Source organism: Streptomyces sp. RLA012, assembly GCF_056270325.1.
In genome coordinates this window covers 3,455,080-3,474,032 of sequence record NZ_JBWDPA010000002.1, presented here as the reverse complement: position 1 = coordinate 3,474,032, position 18,953 = coordinate 3,455,080, and the positions used below count along the sequence as shown (strand labels likewise).

Sequence of the window (18,953 nt, the reverse complement as noted above, 5' to 3'; positions counted from 1 at the left end):
CGGGAGTCGGGGCCGCACCAGTCCTGACGTGAAGTCTTGACGGTTTCCCGGGCCGCCAGTTAACTCACGCCGTAATCTAAGTCATGAGAGGACCATGAGAGTAGAGGGAAGGTCCATGCGAAGAACGGCCCTGCTCGCCTCCGCCACCTTGCTCACGGCACTGCTCCCGCTGGCGTCCGCACAAGCGGCCGGCACGGACGATCCGGCCCCCGTCCCGGTCGACCGCTTCGAGGGCGAGGTGCCCTTCGCGAACCCGCCCGCCGACGGCCTCTTCACCTGGGGCGGCGACGCCGACGACCCACCCGCGCTCGCCCTGACCACCCGCCCCGACGCCCCCGAGGGCACCCAGGTCCTCACGGGTACGTACAACATCAGCGGCTACGGCGGCTTCACCCACGACTTCGCCTTCGACCGGCCCGCCCACGACTGGTCGGCCCACAAAGGCGTCCGATTCTGGTGGGACGGCCAGGACAACGCCAAGAAGGTCAACTTCGAGATCAAGGACGGCGGCGCCAACGGCGAGGCCTCCGAGCTGTGGACGACGTCCTTCACGGACGACTTCACCGGCTGGAAACAGATCGAGATCCCCTTCACCGACTTCGCCTACCGCACGGACTACCAGCCCGTCGGCGGCATCGACCAGATCCTCGGCCTCACCCAGATGTGGGGCTACGCGGTGACGCTCCCGGTCGGCGTCGACGGCCGGTTCGCCATGGACGACGTCGAGTTGTACGGCAAGGCCGACCAGGCCCTGCGCGCCTCCGTCACCACCGACTCCGCCGTCTATCCGGCGAAGGAGGGCGCGACGGCTTCGGTGCGTCTCTCCGTCGCCACCACCGGAGCCGGCCCGATCGACGAACCCGTGACCGTCGCGTACGAGAGCGCGGGCGGCACCGCCGAGCCCGGCAAGGACTACACGCCGGTCAAGGGCGAGATCACCTTCCCGGCGGGCACGACCTCCGGCACCACCCGCACCGTCCGGGTCCCGACGCTGCGCGACAAGTCCGCGGAACCGGCCGAGACGATCCCCCTCAAACTCACGGTCACCGGCGCGAAGGCCCCCGCCGAGACCCCGCAGATCGTCATCGACGCCCACGGCCTGCCGTACCTGGACCCGAAGCTCCCCGTACGCAAACGGGTCGCCGACCTCGTGTCCCGCATGTCCCTGGAGGAGAAGGCCGGGCAGATGACCCAGGCCGAGCGCGGCGCGCTCACCGCGCAGGGCGACATCGCGACGTACGACCTCGGCTCGCTCCTCTCCGGCGGTGGCTCGACCCCGACGCCCAACACCCCCGAGGGCTGGGCGAAGATGATCGACGCCTTCCAGCTCCGGGCGCAGGCGACGCGGTTCCAGATCCCGCTGATCTACGGTGTGGACGCGGTGCACGGCCACAACAACCTCACCGGGGCGACGATCATGCCGCACAACATCGGCATCGGAGCGACCCGTGACCCCCGGCTCGCCGAGCGCACCGGCGCGGTGACGGCGGCGGAGGTCCGCGCCACCGGCATCCCGTGGGACTTCGCCCCCTGCCTCTGCGTCACCCGTGACGACCGCTGGGGCCGCTCGTACGAGTCCTTCGGCGAGGATCCGGCGCTGGTCGAGTCCATGGAGACGGTGATCCAGGGCCTGCAGGGCGCCGCCAACGGCAAGGACCTGAAGAACGACGACAAGGTACTGGCCACGGCCAAGCACTTCGTCGGCGACGGCGGCACCGAGTACGGCTCGTCCACGACGGGCTCGTACACCATCGACCAGGGCGTCACGAAGGTCACCCGGCAGCAGCTGGAGGCCGTGCACCTGGCCCCGTACCAGACGGCGGTCGACCGCGGTATCGGCACGGTCATGCCGTCCTACTCCTCCCTCGACGTCCTCGGCGACGGCCGGGGGCCGGTGAAGATGCACGCCCGCGCGGACATGATCAACGGCGTGCTCAAGGACCGGATGGGCTTCGACGGCTTCGTCATCAGCGACTGGCAGGCCATCGACCAGATCCCCGGCGACTACGCGTCCGACGTCCGTACGTCCGTCAACGCGGGCCTGGACATGATCATGGTCCCGTACGCCTACAAGGACTTCCGTACCACCCTGATCGACGAGGTACGGGCGGGGCGGGTCGGTGAGGCGCGGGTGAACGACGCCGTATCGCGCATCCTCACCCAGAAATTCCGGCTGGGCCTCTTCGAGAAGCCGTACGCGGACACCAGCGGCGCGGCGCAGATCGGCTCCGCCGGGCACCGGGCGGTCGCCCGCGAGGCGGCGGCCAAGTCCCAGGTCCTGCTGAAGAACGCGGACGGCGTACTGCCCCTGAAGAAGACCCAGAAGGTGTACGTGGCCGGTTCGAACGCCGACGACCTCGGCAACCAGACCGGCGGCTGGACGATCACCTGGCAGGGCGCCTCGGGGAAGCACACGGACGGGACGACGATCCTTGAGGGAATGCGGCGCGCCGGCGGTGACGTCACCTACTCGAAGGACGCCTCGGCCCCGACGTCCGGCTACGACGTGGGAGTGGTCGTCGTGGGCGAGACCCCGTACGCCGAGGGCGTCGGAGACGTCGGAAACGGCAACGACCTGGAACTGACCGCCGCAGACAAGGCCGCGGTGGACAAGGTGTGCGCCGCCATGCAGTGCGCGGTCCTGGTGGTCTCCGGCCGCCCACAGCTCCTCGCCGACCGCCTGGGTGAGATCGACTCCCTCGTCGCCTCCTGGCTGCCGGGCACGGAGGGCGACGGCGTCGCGGACGTGCTGTACGGAAAGCGGGCCTTCACCGGCCGGCTCCCCGTCACCTGGCCCAGGTCGGAGGCCCAACTCCCGATCAACGTCGGTGACACGGCGTACGATCCCCAGTTCCCCTACGGCTGGGGCCTGACGACGCTGACCAAGGTCCCCGACGGCGGCACGGCGACCCTGCGCACCCTCGCCCTGCTGGCCGCGACCGCGGACCGGACCGGCGCGGACGAGATCGGCCGCGCGGCCGTGACCAAGGCCCGGCTGCTGGTCCAGCAGCGGATCGGCCAGGCCATCACCCCCGCGACCGCCAAACCCTTCGCCGACGCCGACCACCTCCTGCTGACCGGCCACTACGCGAAGGCGGTGACCGAACTGACGAAGGCCTACCACGCGACGTGACGGCCCCGGCCCGACGGCGACCGGGGGCTTCCCGCCCCCGGTCCCTCGGCCCCCACCAGCATCAATGCTCAGTTCGATCCATGTTCGGGTAGCTTCGAAGACATGAAGGCCGGACTGATCCGAGGACTCCCCGGACTGCTGATCGCGCTGATGCTCGCCGCTCTCGCGGCCCTCTGCCTCGCCGCACCCCCCGCGCACGCGGCCACAGACGTGGGGACAGTGGCGGCGGCCCTCCGCAAGAGCCCGGTCTACGTGGACCCGGCTGCCTCCGCCCAACTCTCCCAGGCGGACGCCGACGCCCTGGCCCAGAAGATCAAGAACGCGAACAAGCCGGTCTTCGTGGCCGTCCTCCCCGCGGACTTCCCCACCCAGAACCTCTTCCAGAACCTCCGCACCGACACCGGCGTCACCGGCCTGTACGCGATCAGGCTCGGCACCCGCTTCGACGCCCGCGCCGACGCCGCCGTCCTGCCCCGCACCGCCGTGCAGAACCTCGTCACCAGCGTCCAGGGCGAACCCGCTAAGACCCAGCTGAACGACTTCACGGACCGCGCCCTCACCAACATCAACGGCTCGGCTCCCAAGAGCTGGGGCACCGGCTCGGGCGACGGCGTCTCCACGGGCGCCCTGATCGCGCTGGGCGCGGTGGTCGTGGTCGGCGGCGCGGGCGCGTACACGCTCGTACGCCGCAACCGCCGCCGCAGGGCCCAGGAACAACAGAAAGCACTGGACAAGCTCCGGGTCGTGGTCGACGAGGACATCACGGCCTTCGGCGAGGAACTGGACCGGCTGGACTTCCACCCGGCGGAGCCCGGCGCCGACGACGCGATGCGCGCGGACTACGAACGCGCGCTGGACTCGTACGAACAGGCGAAGTCGTCCATGGCCGCGGCCCGGCGTCCGGAGGACGTACGCGCCGTCACCCAGGCCCTGGAGGACGGCCGCTTCTCCCTCGCGCTCCTGGCCGCCCGCCGCGAGAGCAAGCCCCTGCCCGAACGGCGCGCCCCCTGCTTCTTCGACCCGCGGCACGGCCCGTCGGTCGCCGACGCGGTCTGGACGCCGGTCGGCGGCGGCCCGCGCGAGGTCCCGGTCTGCGCGGCGGACCGGGCCCGCCTGGCGGACGGCCGCGACCCGGCGATCCGCGAGGTCGACACCGACTACGGCCGCCGCCCGTACTGGGACGCGGGCCCGGCCTACGGCCCCTGGGCGGGCGGCTACTTCGGCGGCGGTCTGCTGCCCGGCCTCCTCGTCGGCACGGTGCTCGGCAGCATGATGGCCACCCCCTCCTACGCGGCCGACTACGGCTCCGGTTACGGAGACTTCGGCTCCGGCTACGACGGCGGCGATGTCTCGGGCGCCGACTTCGACTCCGGAGACTTCGGCGGCGGATTCGGTGACGGCGGTGGAGGCGGCGACTTCGGCGGCGGCGGAGACTACGGCGGAGGCTTCTGAAGCCCGGCATCCGTACGCGATCCGGTATCCGTACGCGGCCCGGTATCTGTGCGTGATCCGGTATCCGTGCGCGGTCCGGTGTTCGTGCGCGGTCCGGTATCCGTGCGCGGTCCGGTGTTCGTACGTGATCCGGTATCCGTGCGCGGTCCGGTGTTCGTAAGCGGCGGCCCGGCATCGGTATCCGTGTCGGCGAGGCGATCCATCAGCATCCCCGCCAGCCGCAGCACCTCCCGCTCGGTCTCGCTCAACGCCCCGAGCGCCGACGCCAGCCAGGCGTCGCGCTCGGTCATGTCCCGCTCCAGCGCGCGCAGCCCGTCCGCGGTGAGCGTCAGCACGGACTGGCGCCGGTCCGCGCTGCCCGCCGCCCGCGTGATCAGCCCGTCCGCCTCCAGCTCGGCGAAGACCCGGGTCAGCGACTGCGGCCGCTGCCGCTCGGCCGCCGCGACCTCGCCGGGCGTCGCGGGTCCATGCCGACGCAGATGCCCCAGCACCCCCAGCTGATTGGGACTGAGGGCGCCGTCGCCCCGCTCCTGCCGAAGCCGCCGGTTGAGCCGGACGATGCCGCGCCGGATCTGTGCGGCGTGGGAGAGATGATCCATGAGGACATGGTAAGCAACTGCGTACTACCTCACGAGAATAAGCGCTCATAGAATCCCCTTCGTGCCCTCAAAACAAATACGCAATACTTACGAAGCGGCGTTGACCATGACGGCCGTGCTGCTCTGCTATGCCCTCGCCCTGCCGCTGGAGGACGCCGCCGGACTGCACACCGACGTCCTCGTCCTCGCCGTCGCGCTGACCCTCACCCTGGCCGGCACCCAGCGGACCGCGGACGTCTGCCGACGGCTCCTGGGAAGCGTCCTGCTGCCCGCCGTGGCCGGTGCGGCGACCCTGCTCGGCCGTCTGCTGGCGGACCACTACGCGCTCGGCGCCGCGGTGTTCACCCTCGGCATCTCCCTGCCCATCTGGATCCGCCGCTTCGGCCCGGCCGCGACGAAGGCGGGCACGCTGATGACACTGCCGCTGGTCGCGCTGCTCGTCGTCCCCGGTCCCGCGCTTCCGCCCAAGGCGCAGAGCACGCTGGTGAGTTGGTGCTGGTCGGCGGTGATCGGGATGCTGGCGTGCGGCTGCGTCTGGCTGGTCCAGGCGTCGGCCGACCGCCTCGGCCCGTGGCCGCCCGACCCGGAACCGGACCGTCCGCGCCGCCGCTCCCGACTGCGCCCCGTCCCCAGCACCCGCATGGCCTTGCAGATGGCCGTCGCCGTCGCCGGGGCCTTCGTCCTCGGACGGCTCCTCTTCGACCACCACTGGCCGTGGACGGTGTTGACCGCCTACCTTGCCGCGAGCGGCAACCGGGGCCGCCACGACGTCGTACGCAAGGGAGTCGAACGCCTGATCGGCGCCTGCGTCGGCACGCTGCTCGCCACCGGTGTGGCCGCCGCCGGTATCACCGGCCGGGTCTCCGTCGTCCTGATCTTCGCCGTACTGGCCGTCGCCCTGTGGCTGCGCCCGCTGAACTACGCGTACTGGGCCGCGGGCATGACCACCGCCCTCTCCCTCCTTCTCGGCTACTTCGGCCAGGACGCGCAGAGCCTGCTGCCCACCCGCCTTGCGGCGATCGCGGTCGGCGCGGCCCTGGCGGTCGCGTCGGCGTGGTGGGTCCTGCCGATCCCACGCCGCCGCACCCCGCTCCCGAACACCGCCTAACCACGTGGATCCCCCCGCCGCTCCCCACCACGCAGCCCCCGCCCGCGCTGCCCCTGCCCATGTGACCCCTGCCCATGTGACCCCTGCCCACGTGAGCCCTTCCCGTGTGGCGCCTCCTGGCCGAGGGCCTCACGCCCGCGCGTCTCCACGCCCGCCGCACGCGGTACGACCAGCCCCGTCTCGTACGCCGTGACGACCGCCTGCGTACGGTCGCGCAGCCCCAGCTTGGACAGCACCCGGCTGACGTGCGTCTTCACGGTCTCCTCGCCGACCTGCAGCCGCGCGGCGATCTCCGGGTTGGACAGCCCCTCCGCGAGCAGCCGCAACACCTCCGTCTCGCGCGGCGTGAGCCCGGCGAGCACCGCCCGCGTCGGCACCCGGGGCTTCAGCCGGGCGAACTCGGCGATCAACCGCCGGGTGATGGCGGGAGCGAGCAGCGCCTCCCCGGCGGCGACGACCCGTACCGCCTCGAAGAGCCGCTCCGCGGTCACGTCCTTCAGGAGGAACCCGCTCGCCCCGGCCGCCAGGGCGTCGTACACGTGCTCGTCGAGGTCGAAGGTGGTGAGGATGAGCACGCGGGGCGTGTCCACGGCCCCCGGCCCCATCAGATCGACGGTCGCCTGGATCCCGTCCATGACCGGCATCCGTACGTCCATGAGGACCACGTCGGGCCGCTGCTCCCGGCAGATCCGCACCGCCTCGGCGCCGTCGCGTGCCGTGCCGACGACGGTGAAGTCCGGCTGGGTGGCGAGAAGCCCGGCGTACCCGGCGCGGACGACCTCGTGGTCGTCGGCGACGACGATACGGACGGGCGGAACCGGCTCCACGGCCTCCGCTGCTTCCACGGTGGCCGTCATACGAGGGCCTCCGCCCGCACCGGAAGCCTTGCCTCGACCAGGAAACCGCCGCCGCGCGCCGGGCCGGTGTGCAGGGTGCCGCCGACCGTGGCCGCCCGCTCGCGCATGCCGAGCAGGCCGTGCCCGGCGGTCGGGGACGCGGGCCCCGGCCCGTTGTCCCGCACCCGAATCGTCAAGTCGTCTTCCGCATAGCGGAGCTCGACATCGACGGCGGCACCCGGAGCATGCCGGCGGGCGTTGGTGAGGGCCTCCTGGACGATGCGGTACGCGGTGACCTCGATCCCCGGGTCGAGCGGGGCGACCGGCCCGCTGACGATCAGCCGCGTACGCGAACCGGAGGCGTCCCGGGACTCGTCGACGAGCTCCATCAGCTGGCGCAGCCCCGGCTGCGGACGACGGTTGACCCCCACGTCGGCGTCCTCCCGCAACACCCCCAGCAGGCGCCGCATCTCCGTCAGCGCGGTCCGCGCGGTGTCCCCGATGGCGAGCAGCCGGGTGGCGCCGTCGGCCGGCAGCCCCGCGGTGGTCAGCCGGGCGGTCTCGGCCTGCACGGCGATCATCGAGATGTGGTGGGCGACGACATCGTGCAACTCCCTCGCGATGCGGGCCCGCTCACCGCGCGCGGCGTGCGCGAGAAGGGTGTCGGCGAAGGCCCGCTCCGTCGCGCTGTGCGCCAGCGCGGCGCTGCGGACGTGGTGCGTGATGCCCGTCGCGGCCGCCGCCGAGGCGAGCGTGGCCACCAGCACGGCCATCACCCGGGTGGTGAGGTCGTCCTGGCTGACCAGGGCCAGCACGACGTACGGCAGGACGAGCGCCCCGCTGAGCCGGGGTGCCCCGGCCCGGCCGAGCCAGTACACCGAGGCCAGTTGGGCCACGACCCCCGCCAGGGTGAGGGCCCGGAACGGTGCCAGGGCCAGCACACCCGCCGAGGTCACGGCCACGGCGGCCCCGGCCCGCGCCGCCAGGGCGCGGTCGGTCCCGAGCACGAAGGTGAGCGGCAGAGTGGTGCAGACCCCGAGCAGCAGGGCGAGCGCCAGATTCTCACGCAGGCTCCCGAGCCGGACCAGGACCTCGGCGCAGGCGAGCAGCGCGAGGGCGACCGGATAGGTCACGGGGGCCGGGAAGCGCCGAACCGGCTTCCACACCCCCGCGATTCCTCCGCCGCGCCGCGCCGTGTCCTCGCCCATGCACTGGTGAAGTGTCGGTATTCGAGAGTTGCAGTATTCGTCCGCGGAGTGAGCAGCCCGGCTCCTCCTTCGTCGCATAACTCGAAGTAGGTGCAGCTCTCGAAGGGACTGGTTACTCCCGGAGGTTGCAGGTCAAACTGCGGCGGACCAATACCATGGAGGCGCCTCCCGGGGAGGGACGTCATCGCGCCGCTGACGATTCTCGACTGGGAGGACTGGGGGCGAGCTCCGGAGGGATTCGACGCCGCCACGCGCTACGCCTACACGCTGCTCCAGCCGGACACCGCCGCCCGCGTCGGCGACGCCTTTCCCGTCGTGCGCAGTCCGGCCGGCCTCACTGCCGAAGCGACCGTGTGCGCCCAACTGCTCCAGGCAGTGGCCCGCGGCGACAACCTCGCCCTCGAGGACTAGCTCCGGGACTGGGCTGAGAAACTCCCCCGGCGCTGACGGCAAGGGCCGCAGGGTGGAGCTTGCTGCGGCTCGTTCCCGGATGCGGCGGGAACTGCGGCTGGACGACATGCCGCCCTTCGTGGCTTCGATGCCCGACCTTGGGCCGGTGAGAGCGCTGATTTAAGGACGGGTTTCCTCTTCACGGCAGGCCAGGTAAGAGGCTCACCCTATCGCCGAAGAGGAAACCCGTCTTTGTAACAAGCGGACGAATGCGGCTTGACTGCACTGCTAAAGGCACACGGCAACGCGGTGCAATGCCCGGTCCTGTCGTGCGATATGGACGGTGGACACCCGGTTGTATCGGTGCACTCATTGACCGTTCTAAGTTTCGAACTGTTTATCAGCTGTAAATCAGTCCTACGCCGGCCGCACCTTGCGGTCCTTTCTCGGAGGCATTCCGAAATGAACGCAACGATGCGCAGATTCGTCATAGGTACCGCTGCGGTTTCGGTGGCTCTTTCCGTGGCCGCCTGTGGGAAGGCCGGGGACGGCGGCTCCGGCAGTGACAGCACCGGCTCTTCCTCCGGAGGCACCTCCGTCGGTCTCCTGCTGCCGGACAGTGTCACCGCGCGCTACGACAAGTTCGACAAGCCGTACTTCGAGGCCAAGGTCAAGTCTCTCTGCGCGGACTGTACCGTCGAGTACGCGAACGCCGCCGGCGACCCCGCCAAGCAGGCTCAGCAGATCAGCAGCATGGTGACCAAGGGCGTCAAGGTCCTTGTGGTCGACCCGCAGGACTCCGCCGCGATCAAGTCCTCCATCCAGTCCGCGGTGGACAAGGGCATCAAGGTCATCGCCTACGACCGCCTGGCCCAGGGGCCGGTCTCCGCCTACGTCTCCTTCGACACCGTCAAGGTCGGCGAGCTCCAGGGCCAGGCCCTGCTCGACGCGCTCGGCTCCAAGGCGACCCCGAAGTCCAAGGTCGTCATGGTCAACGGTGACGACGCCGACCCGAACGCCGCCAAGTTCAAGGAAGGCGCCCACAAGGCCCTCGACGGCAAGGTCGACATCGCCTACGAGCAGTCCGGCCTGTGGAAGGACACCGTCGCCGCGCAGAAGATGTCCGCCGCGATCACCCAGCTCGGCGCCAAGAACATCGCGGGCGTCTACGCCGCCAACGACGGCATGGCCGGCGGCATCGCCAACACCCTCAAGGGCGCCGGCATCAGCAACATCCCGCTGACCGGTCAGGACGCCGAGCTCGCCGCCATCCAGCGCATCCTCACCGGAACCCAGTCGGCCACCATCTACAAGGCCTTCAAGCCCGAGGCCGAGGCTGCCGCCCAGCTCGCGGTCAACCTCCTGCAAGGCAAGGACATCTCCTCCCTCGCACCCCAGACCGAGACCAGCGGCTCCGGCGACAAGGTCCCCTCCCGGCTGCTGACCCCGGTGTCGGTCACGGTGGACAACATCAACGACACGGTCGTCAAGGACGGCCTGTACACGGTTGCCGACATCTGCACCGCCGACTACGCCGCTGCCTGCAAGAAGGCCGGCCTCGAATAAGCCCCGCCTCACCGGCCGGGGGCCATCCCCGGCTCTTGCCCTCGGCCCGGGTCCGGGAACGCCGCACCGTTCCCGGCTGGCCACGGCCCGCCGCCGGGCGCCTCGCAGAACTCGTCCGGCGCCCGCCCCACCTTCACTGCCCGCTACGGGGCGGCCCGGACGAAACCGCCGCCGAGGGTCACACGCTTTGCCCCTCGTTCTTTTGTCATCCACCGCGCCCGCCCCGGCGTGCACGGTATTCCCGCCGGTCAGGCGGCGAAGGAGATGGTTCACGTGTCCGCTACGCCCGTGCTGGCGTTGCGCGGAGTCTCCAAGCGATTCGGTGCGGTCCAAGCACTCACCGACGTCGAACTGGAGGTCCAGGCCGGAGAAGTCGTCGCGCTGGTCGGCGACAACGGCGCAGGAAAGTCGACCCTGGTCAAGACGATCGCGGGTGTCCACCCCATCGATGACGGCGTCATCGAGTGGCAGGGCAAGGCGGTCAGCATCAACAAGCCGCACGACGCTCAGGGACTCGGCGTCGCGACGGTCTACCAGGACCTCGCCCTGTGCGACAACCTCGACGTGGTCGGCAATCTCTACCTCGGACGTGAGCTGCTGCACCGCGGCGTCATCGACGAGGTGACGATGGAGAAGAACGCCCGGGAGCTGCTGTCCACGCTCTCCATCCGCATCCCGAGCGTCCGCATCCCGATCGCGAGCCTGTCCGGCGGTCAGCGCCAGGTCGTCGCCATCGCGCGCGCCCTGATCGGCGACCCCAAGGTCGTGATCCTGGACGAGCCCACCGCCGCCCTCGGTGTCGAGCAGACCGCACAGGTCCTCGACCTGGTCGAGCGGCTGCGGGAGCGCAACCTCGGTGTCATCCTCATCAGCCACAACATGGCCGACGTGAAAGCGGTCGCGGACACCGTCGCCGTCCTGCGCCTGGGCAAGAACAACGGTTCCTTCCCGGTGAAGGACACCACCCACGAAGACATCATCTCCGCGATCACGGGTGCCACGGACAACGCCGTGACCCGTCGTGCGGGGCGTCGCACCATGGAGGCGGCACAGTGAGCAACACCTCGAAGACCCTCAACGACCGCTCCGCAGCCGCTACCAGCCCCGTATCGGGCGAGGGGGACGCCGTCGCGGCCGCCGACGACCCCACCGCCGCGCCAGTCGCCGTCGTCGACCCGCGCCTGCTGGTTCGTGAGGAGGGACTCAAGGGCTACGTCACCGAGTTCAAACGGAAGATCAAGGGCGGCGAGCTGGGCTCGCTGCCGGTGGTCATCGGCCTGATCGTCATCTGGGCGATCTTCCAGCTGCAGAGCGACCGCTTCCTGAGCGCCGACAACCTGGCGAACATCAGCTACTACCTGTCGGCCACCGGCATGCTCGCCATCGGCCTGGTGTTCGTGCTGCTGCTCGGCGAGATCGACCTGTCCGTCGGCTCGGTCAGCGGTCTGGCGTCCACCCTGTTCGCGGTGTTCGTGGTCAACCAGGGGTTGAACGCCTGGCTTGCGCTCGCTCTCACGATCATTACGGGCATCCTGATCGGTGCGCTGCACGGCTGGTTCTTCGCCAAGATCGGCGTACCCGCCTTCGTGGTGACCCTGGCCGGCTTCCTCGGCTGGAACGGTCTGATGCTGTGGCTGCTGGGCGACAGCGGCACCATCAACATCCCGTCAGACTCCGGCCCGGTCCACCTGCTCGGCCAGAACTCGTTCTTCATGGACCAGGCCATCATCGCCGCCTACCTGCTGGCCGGCCTCGGCGTCGCGCTGAGTCTCGTCGGCAACTTCGGCGAGCAGCGTCGCCGCAAGGCCGCGAACGTGCCCTTCCGGCCCACCGGCGAGATTTTGCTGCGCGTCACCCTGCTGGCTGTCGTGTCCTTCGCCGCGGCGGCCGTGCTGAACAACGCGGCCGGCGTCTCCAACGCGCTGGTCATCTTCCTGGCCTGCCTGATCATCGTGGACTTCGTGTTGCGCCGTACCACCTACGGCCGGAAGGTGTTTGCGGTCGGCGGCGGCACGGAGGCGGCACGCCGTGCGGGTATCAGCGTGCCGATGATCCGTATCACCGTCTTCGCGATCGCCGGGGGCTTCGCCGCGGTCGGCGGCATGTTCTTCGCCGGCCAGACTGCCAGCGCCACGCTGTCCGCCGGTGGCGGCAACACGCTGATGCTGGCGATCGCCGCGGCGGTCATCGGCGGCACGTCGCTGTTCGGCGGTCGTGGCTCCGTCTGGTCCGCCCTGCTCGGCATGCTTGTCATCCAGTCGATCCAGACGGGTCTGGATCTGCTGAACATGAACACCTCGATCCAGTACATGATCACCGGTGGTGTCCTGCTGGGCGCGGTCGTCATCGACTCCGTCTCCCGCCGCAGTCAGAAGGCCGCCGGCCGCGCCTGACGCGCGCATCGGCCCGATGACGTGCCGCCGCCTGCACCTGACCCCAGGCGGCGGCACTCGAAATGTCCTGCCCCAGTCATCCGGCACAGAAGTACGAAGGACAGCGCCACGGCAGGTGTGGGGCACGGAGCAGACGATGGCGACGCCCGGTGGGGCCACGGCTCGCGACCACCGGCGATCGTCACGGACGGGACAGGCGCTATGCCCTCGAAGCAGGAGCAGAGCGGCTCGCTGCCTGCACCGCGGTTTGGGGGAGTCCTGTCTCCCGTGCCGAACCGAGAGCAGGGCTCAGGACGGGTTGTGCGCGGTGATCTCTCGAGCGATCCGGTTGAACGTCACCGCGTCGGTGCTGCCCAGGGCGAAGGCATAAACGTCCACCGTCGGCGGGGGATTGATGGTCACCAGCTCGAGCGACGCGGGCAGGGCGTAGCCGGAGGGCACCAGGGTTGCCCCCAGGCCGGCGTCCACATAGGAAACGGCAGCATTCAGATGGGCTGCGGACGGATCGTCCGTGCGCGTGTCACCGATCGATTTCCGCAGTCCGGTCAAAACCGGAGCGTTCGACGGACAGGTGACCCAATCCTGTGCACCGAGGTTCCCGGCCGGCACAGGAGAAGTGGGGGAAGAGCCGTGGGGAACGGCCATCCCGAGTTCCAGTGAGCCGATGCGGTGCTTTCGCTCCCGCCACGACAACGCGTGAAGAGGACCGACGCCGACGTCGATGCCCCCCGATCTGACTGCCTCGATGAGCGATTCCGCGTCGGCGAAGTTCACGACGCGAGCCGAAAGCTTCGCAGCGGACGCCCGCAGAGTTGCCACGGACTTCGCCAGCCACAGGGTGGGCGTCATCTCGTTCGCGCCGATGATGATGTCCTTGCGCGTGCCGCTCGCTGCCCGTACCGCGACCTCCCGCGCACGCTCGACCGCATGTATCGCCTCCTGAGCCTCGACGAGGAAGGCCCGCCCCGCCGGAGTGGTGGAGGTGCCCGTCGCCGTACGCTCGAACAGCACGACACCCAGGGAGCGCTCCAGGCTCGAGATCTGCTGGGACAGGGACGGCTGGGCGACATGCAGTGCTTTCGCGGCGGCGCAGATGGCCCCCGCTTCATCGACAGCGAGCGCGTACTCGATCTGTCGCAGAGTGACTGTCATAGGGCCAGTCTAAGTGGCATCTCATAGGCGTGTCCTATAGCCATTTCCTCTTAGGTAAGTGAGAAGTGGTCTTTGTTACCCCTCCGGCGAGCGTGTTTCGCTACTTGCATGACTCCCCAGATAAACGCCGTCGGCGAGATCGACCGCCTCGCCGACACCCTGCGTGGCTTCGACATCGTCGACCTGAGCCACACGCTCGAAATCGGCATCCCCACTTTCCCGACGCACCCGAAGTACATCATCGCCGACTACGTGTCGATGGACGACGTCGCGGAATTCAAGCAGCTCATCATGTGCGACCACTCCGGCACGCACATCGACTCGCCCTCGCACTTCGTCCCCGATCCCGAGGACCCCCGGCGGATCTCCACCGCTGACCTGAGCGTGTCCCAGCTGATCGGCCGCGCCGTGGTGATGGCCTTCGGCCCGTTCGAGGCCACCAGCCACCACATCAGCCTGGAGGACGTCCAGGCCTGGGAGGAGGCGAACGAGCCGGTCCGTGAGGGCGACATCGTCGTCATCAACACCGGCTGGGCCCGGCACTGGAAGCGCATCCCCGAGGGCTTCGACTACCTGCGCGGCTGGCCGGGGCTGAGCGGTGAGGCGTCCGTCTACCTGCGCGGCAAGAACATCAAGGCCGTCGGCATCGACTGCATCAGCATCGACCCCGGTGACGTGTCGGGCGCCGGCCTGAAGGCGCACTACGAGTTTCTGCCCAACAGCGTCCTGGTCCTGGAGAATCTGACCAACCTCGACGGACTGCCCCCGGTGGTCCTGTTCGCCGCCCTGCCGCTGAAGATCGCAGGCGGCACCGGTTCCCCGGTCCGCGCAGTCGCCCTCGTCGCCAAGGGAGACTCCTGTGCCTGATCACATCACGCTGCGCGACGTCGAGCTCCCCCCGCTGTCCGCGCTCGAGCCCGAGCCGGTCCTGTCGGGCGAGGTGTACGCCGACCGGATCAGCCGCACGCGCGTGCGGATGCGCGAGCTGGGCCTTACCCACCTCATCGCCTACGCCGACCGGGAACACCCCGGCAACAGCCTCTACCTGACGGGTTTCGACCCCCGGTTCGAGGAAGCCCTGGTGGTCCTCGACCTGGACAACGCACCCTGGATCCTCGCCGGCAACGAGTCGGGCGCGATGATCCCCGGCCTGCCCGTCACCGCGACCGCCGTGCTCTGCCAGTCGCTCAGCCTGCCCGGACAGGACCGCAGCATCCAGCAGCGCATCTCCGCAGCCCTGCGCCAGGTCGGCATCGGCCCGCAATCCCGCGTGGGACTCGTCGGATGGCGGCAGATCACGGCCGGCGACTCCCCCCTCTCGCCGTACGCCTACGCCGTCCCGGCCTTCGTGATCGGCGAGATCCTCGACGTCACCCAGAACCTCACCGACGCCACGTCGATCCTCATGGGCATCGACGGCCTGCGCTCCCGCAACGAGGCCGACCAGATCGCGCTCAACGAGCACCGCGCCACCCGCGCCGCCGGCCACGCCTGGCGCGCTCTCGAGGCCCTCAAGCCCGGACGCTCGGAATTGGCGACCGCCGAGCACATGGCCCTCAGCGGTCTGCCCCTGACCGCGCACGTGATGCTGACCACCGGGTCCGGCAAGGTCGTGGGTCTGTGCAGTCCCAGCGATCGCGTGATCGGGCACGCAGACCTGCTGTCGACCGCGGTCGGGCTCCAGGGCGGACTGACCTCGCGGGCCGGATACGTGCTGCGCGCCGACGAACTCGACCAGCGGCAGATCGACTTCGCGGCCGGCTACTTCGCCGCCATCGCCACCTGGTACCAGGGCCTCACCCTGGGGGCATCGACCGCCGAGATCGCCGAGCAGACCACGCGGGAGCTGGCGAAGTCGTCGATCCGCCCGCTGCTGAACCCCGGGCACCTGCAACACATCGACGAGTGGCTCGACAGCCCCTTCGCCGCCGGATCCCACGGCACCGTCCACTCCGGCATGTCCCTGCAAGCCGACATCATTCCCGTGGGAGCCACACCGGACCTGGCCGCCAACTGCGAGGACGCCGTCGCGATCGCCGACGCCGACCTGCGCGCGGAACTCGCCGAGCGCTATCCGCAGATGTGGGCACGCGTCACCGCCCGCCGCACCTTCATGACTCAAACCCTCGGCCTGCAGATCGCCGAAGAAGTCCTCCCCCTCTCGGACCGGCAGGCAGTGCTGCCGCCCGCACTGCTCTCGCTCTCCTCGGTCCTGGTCACCACCGCCTCCGCGTAGCAGCGAGCACGTCCGGCGCAGGCAGACAAACCCCGCCTCTCCCCGCGGCCGAAGAAGGTGACCCGCACGTCACCGAAGGGCAGAAGCCGGCCTGTCGCCGTGTGCCGACTGAAGTCGGCACACGGCGACACCTGCTGCGCACCGCCGCTCCGTGCATACCGCTGATCTACGGACGTTGACGCCGCTCGGTGACGGTGGCGCCGAGCCCCGACCACCAGGCCGTACCTCTGCCAGATCATCTGAGCGATGAGCTGGGGGCGAGCCTCGGCATCCCCGGCATCACCGCCCACCGCACCGTCTTCGCCGACGGCCCGGTCGACGGCCGCCTGGTCCTGGTCCACGGAGTCCTCGGCGGCGTCGGCTCCCTGTCCGCCCAGCTCGCCCACTGGGCCGGCGCGACCGTGATCGCCACCGTCCGCCGCACCGCGGACCTCGACCGCGTCGACCCGGCCGTCGTCTCCCACACCGTCGCCCTGGACACCGGCGACCCCGCCGCAACCATCCGCTCGTACGCGCCGCGGGGCGTCGACCGGATCATCGAGGTCGCGCTGTCCGACAATGCCGACCTGGACAACGCCGTCGGCGCCAACAACGCCGTCATCGCCGCCTACGCCACCCGCACGGACCGCACCAAGATCCCCTTCTGGACTCTACTGTTCAATAACGTCACCCTGCGGCTGCTCGGCAGCGACGACTTCCCCGCCGAGGCCAAGCGCCAGGCCGCCCGCGACCTCACCTCCGCCGCCGCCGTCGGCGCCCTCACCGTCACCGTCGGCGACCGTCACCCGCTGGACGACATCGCCAAGGCCCACGACCACGTCGACGCCGGCGGTGGCCACGGACGCACCCTGCTCACCATCCCCCAATAGCGCAGACTCGGAACACTGCCCCTGCTCAACTGCTAGCCCTGTGGGGCGGCCCGTCGCGCTGCCAAGTATTCGGACCAGTTCCCGCCGGCGAGGGTGGCCCAGCGTTCGGCTGTCTTGGGGTGGATGCCGAGCAGGTCGGCGATGACCATGGGCGGCAGGTCTACCAGGGCGTCCATCATGGCGGTGTTCCGTGCAGCGCGGGCGGCCAGACCGTGGTGTCTCAAGGTGTCGGCGAGGCCGAGGGGGTTGCGCGGGCGTCCAGGGCTGTGACCGGGCAAGAGGTATCTGCGTCCGGCCGTGTTGCTGTGCCGGGGGCTGTGCTGCAGCTGATCGTCGATGAGGCGGGCGAGCTTCGGCGGGAGCACGAAGGGGTGGTGGTTGACCGTCAGGTAGGTATGCCCCTGGTCGCGGCGAATGTGGTCGTCGGTGAGTTCGACGATGCGGGTCAGGGGGAGGGCGTAGAGGCGGACGAGAGCAGCCGCGACGCGGACCTCCAGGGGCAACGCGGTGTCGTTGAAGCAGCGCAGCAGCTCTTTTCGGTGCTCCTCCTCGGCCTGGAAGTGGCCCGGGAGTTGGGCGGCTGAGCGCTCGATAGCCAGATCGGGCGGGCAGAGGCGTCGGGCAGTGCTCCAGCGGAGAAAGGGGATGGAACGGGAGCGCAGGGTTTGCCGCTCGATCGCCCAGGTGTCCAGATGCCGCTGTTGGAGCTGGGGGAGACTCAGGTGCTGGGTGCCGAGCCAGTTCAGGAAGTTGATGGCGGCGAGGACGTTGCCGCAGTCACCCTTGTGTGCGGCGTAGGTGTAACGGCCGCGGGAGGAGCGTCGGCGGGCGTCGCGGATGATGTGCCACTCGGCGAACGGACGGATGAGATTGGCGTGCCGCGCTGGCAGTTCGGCCACGGTCCGTGCGACCCAGTTGGTGAGGAGGGCGAGATTCTCATCGCGTGGCGGCAGGATACCGGCGGTGACGAGCAGCCCACGCACGTAGGCGGTGGCAGCCCGCTGCGGCAGCGTGTCGAGGGATTTGTGGTTCAGCGCTTCGGGATCGAGTGCCAAGCGTCCCAGCAGATGGGCCGCAGGGCTTCGGCGCAGCCACTGCAGGACGCGGTAGGGGTTGTCCGCGCCGGTCAGTACCGCGGCGAGGGGTTGGAGTGGCTGGGCCACGCTTGCGCCGTCCGCGGAGAGCAGATCGGTCACGCGGGCGGCCAAAGTGCACCGGGGGCAGCGGCGGCCGGAGTACAGGTCCGCCGGCTCATCGCAGGCCGAACACTGCTCGACCGGTTCGTCGGGGAACGAGCACGCCTTGCACAGGAGGGTTCCCTCGGCCGTCTGACCGATCAGGATGCGCTGTCGGTTGCACGAGGCGCACGGTGCAGGGGTCGACAGGGCTGTTCTGTAGCAGGAGTTGCACACCGGCCCTCGCGGCCAGAAGACCTTGATCTTCGCGACGTGCCCGCACAGGGCACATGCGCACTCTTCGCGAGGGCGGCACGTGTCGCAGTGGAACGGGCCCAGGCCACCGTTGATGTGGTGGCCTGGGCGGACCCTTTCGCAGATGGCGCAGGTCTTCTCGTGTCGTTTGTAACACCGGTCGCAGGTGTCCGGCCTGGTGCCATCGGCCCGGGCGACGATGGGAACGATCTGCCCGCAGACACCGCACAGGCGGGGAGGGCTGGAGTAGCAGCCGCCGCAGACTGGTCCGTCGGAGGTCAGGGCGTTGACCCGGCGTAGTCGTCCGCAACGGCAGCAGGTCTGAGTGTTCTTGGGAGCACAGGTCTGGCAGAGGCTGGTGCCGTCGGGGAGGCGCCGGTAGGAGATCATCATCCGGTGGCAGTCGGCGCATTCTTCCTTGGCATGCGGCTCCTTGTTCCTGCACGGATTGCAAATGCCGCCCTCCGGTCGGCGGGCGTAGATGCTGGCCATTTTGCCGCAGCGGGCGCACGGCTTCTTGGCACGTCGGCCGGCGCAGCGTGAACACAGCCGCCCCGCCGGTCCGTTGTTGGTGGGAAGAG

Annotated in this window: 13 protein-coding genes and 2 pseudogenes; 10 read left to right on the top strand and 5 right to left on the bottom strand. The window is 69.9% G+C overall.

Going from position 1 to position 18,953, the window contains the following annotated elements; all coding sequences use genetic code 11:
• The first annotated feature begins 115 nt into the window (after positions 1–115).
• A complete protein-coding gene (locus RV986_RS15720; protein WP_475917999.1) occupies positions 116–3,133 on the top strand; it encodes a glycoside hydrolase family 3 protein in 3,018 nt (1,005 codons plus the stop codon).
• A gap of 102 nt (positions 3,134–3,235) precedes the next feature.
• Positions 3,236–4,585, top strand: coding sequence for a hypothetical protein (locus tag RV986_RS15715; protein ID WP_475917998.1), 1,350 nt, complete (start codon positions 3,236–3,238; stop codon positions 4,583–4,585).
• Here the strand turns inward: RV986_RS15715 and RV986_RS15710 are convergent.
• On the bottom strand, positions 4,567–5,184 hold the full coding sequence (locus RV986_RS15710) for a MarR family winged helix-turn-helix transcriptional regulator (RefSeq protein ID WP_475917997.1): 618 nt from the start codon (positions 5,182–5,184) through the stop codon (positions 4,567–4,569). The genes RV986_RS15715 and RV986_RS15710 overlap by 19 nt on opposite strands.
• Before the next feature lie 106 nt (positions 5,185–5,290).
• Between RV986_RS15710 and RV986_RS15705 the strand changes: the two genes are divergently transcribed.
• On the top strand, positions 5,291–6,292 hold the full coding sequence (locus RV986_RS15705; protein WP_475924291.1) for an FUSC family protein: 1,002 nt from the start codon (positions 5,291–5,293) through the stop codon (positions 6,290–6,292).
• 158 nt (positions 6,293–6,450) lie between these two features.
• Here the strand turns inward: RV986_RS15705 and RV986_RS15700 are convergent.
• Together RV986_RS15700 and RV986_RS15695 are read right to left on the bottom strand one after the other, a co-directional pair.
• Positions 6,451–7,149 (bottom strand): annotated as a pseudogene (locus RV986_RS15700) (response regulator); the annotation flags it as partial.
• Positions 7,146–8,336 (bottom strand): sensor histidine kinase, encoded by a 1,191-nt coding sequence (locus RV986_RS15695; RefSeq protein ID WP_475917996.1) that lies wholly within the window; start codon positions 8,334–8,336, stop codon positions 7,146–7,148. The gene RV986_RS15695 and the pseudogene RV986_RS15700, both read right to left, overlap by 4 nt.
• Before the next feature lie 90 nt (positions 8,337–8,426).
• Between RV986_RS15695 and RV986_RS15690 the strand changes: the two genes are divergently transcribed.
• The 4 genes from RV986_RS15690 (at position 8,427) to RV986_RS15675 (ending at position 12,685) form a co-directional block, all read left to right on the top strand.
• Positions 8,427–8,747 (top strand): hypothetical protein, encoded by a 321-nt coding sequence (locus tag RV986_RS15690; RefSeq protein WP_475917995.1) that lies wholly within the window; start codon positions 8,427–8,429, stop codon positions 8,745–8,747.
• A 453-nt stretch (positions 8,748–9,200) separates the two neighbouring features.
• Positions 9,201–10,292: a sugar ABC transporter substrate-binding protein gene (locus RV986_RS15685; RefSeq protein WP_475917994.1), complete on the top strand. Its 1,092-nt coding sequence runs from the start codon at positions 9,201–9,203 to the stop codon at positions 10,290–10,292.
• Between the two features lie 264 nt (positions 10,293–10,556).
• On the top strand, positions 10,557–11,348 hold the full coding sequence (locus RV986_RS15680; RefSeq protein ID WP_475917993.1) for an ATP-binding cassette domain-containing protein: 792 nt from the start codon (positions 10,557–10,559) through the stop codon (positions 11,346–11,348).
• On the top strand, positions 11,345–12,685 hold the full coding sequence (locus RV986_RS15675; protein WP_475917992.1) for a sugar ABC transporter permease: 1,341 nt from the start codon (positions 11,345–11,347) through the stop codon (positions 12,683–12,685). Before RV986_RS15680 ends, RV986_RS15675 begins: the two co-directional genes overlap by 4 nt.
• A 288-nt stretch (positions 12,686–12,973) precedes the next feature.
• On the opposite strand, the gene RV986_RS15670 is transcribed toward RV986_RS15675, so the two are convergent.
• A complete protein-coding gene (locus RV986_RS15670; RefSeq protein WP_475917991.1) occupies positions 12,974–13,837 on the bottom strand; it encodes a LysR family transcriptional regulator in 864 nt (287 codons plus the stop codon).
• Between the two features lie 108 nt (positions 13,838–13,945).
• Between RV986_RS15670 and RV986_RS15665 the strand changes: the two genes are divergently transcribed.
• The 3 genes and pseudogenes from RV986_RS15665 to RV986_RS15655 all read left to right on the top strand — a co-directional run.
• Complete coding sequence (locus tag RV986_RS15665; RefSeq protein ID WP_475917990.1) at positions 13,946–14,704, top strand: cyclase family protein; 759 nt, start codon at positions 13,946–13,948, stop codon at positions 14,702–14,704.
• Entirely contained in the window at positions 14,697–16,073 is a 1,377-nt protein-coding gene (locus tag RV986_RS15660; RefSeq protein WP_475917989.1) for a hypothetical protein, read from the top strand. The genes RV986_RS15665 and RV986_RS15660 overlap by 8 nt, the downstream gene beginning before the upstream one ends.
• 206 nt (positions 16,074–16,279) lie before the next feature.
• Positions 16,280–16,942: pseudogene (locus tag RV986_RS15655) on the top strand (MDR/zinc-dependent alcohol dehydrogenase-like family protein); the annotation flags it as partial.
• 32 nt (positions 16,943–16,974) lie between these two features.
• Here RV986_RS15655 and RV986_RS15650 read toward each other — a convergent pair.
• Entirely contained in the window at positions 16,975–18,138 is a 1,164-nt protein-coding gene (locus tag RV986_RS15650) for a hypothetical protein (protein WP_475917988.1), read from the bottom strand.
• Positions 18,139–18,953 lie beyond the last annotated feature (815 nt).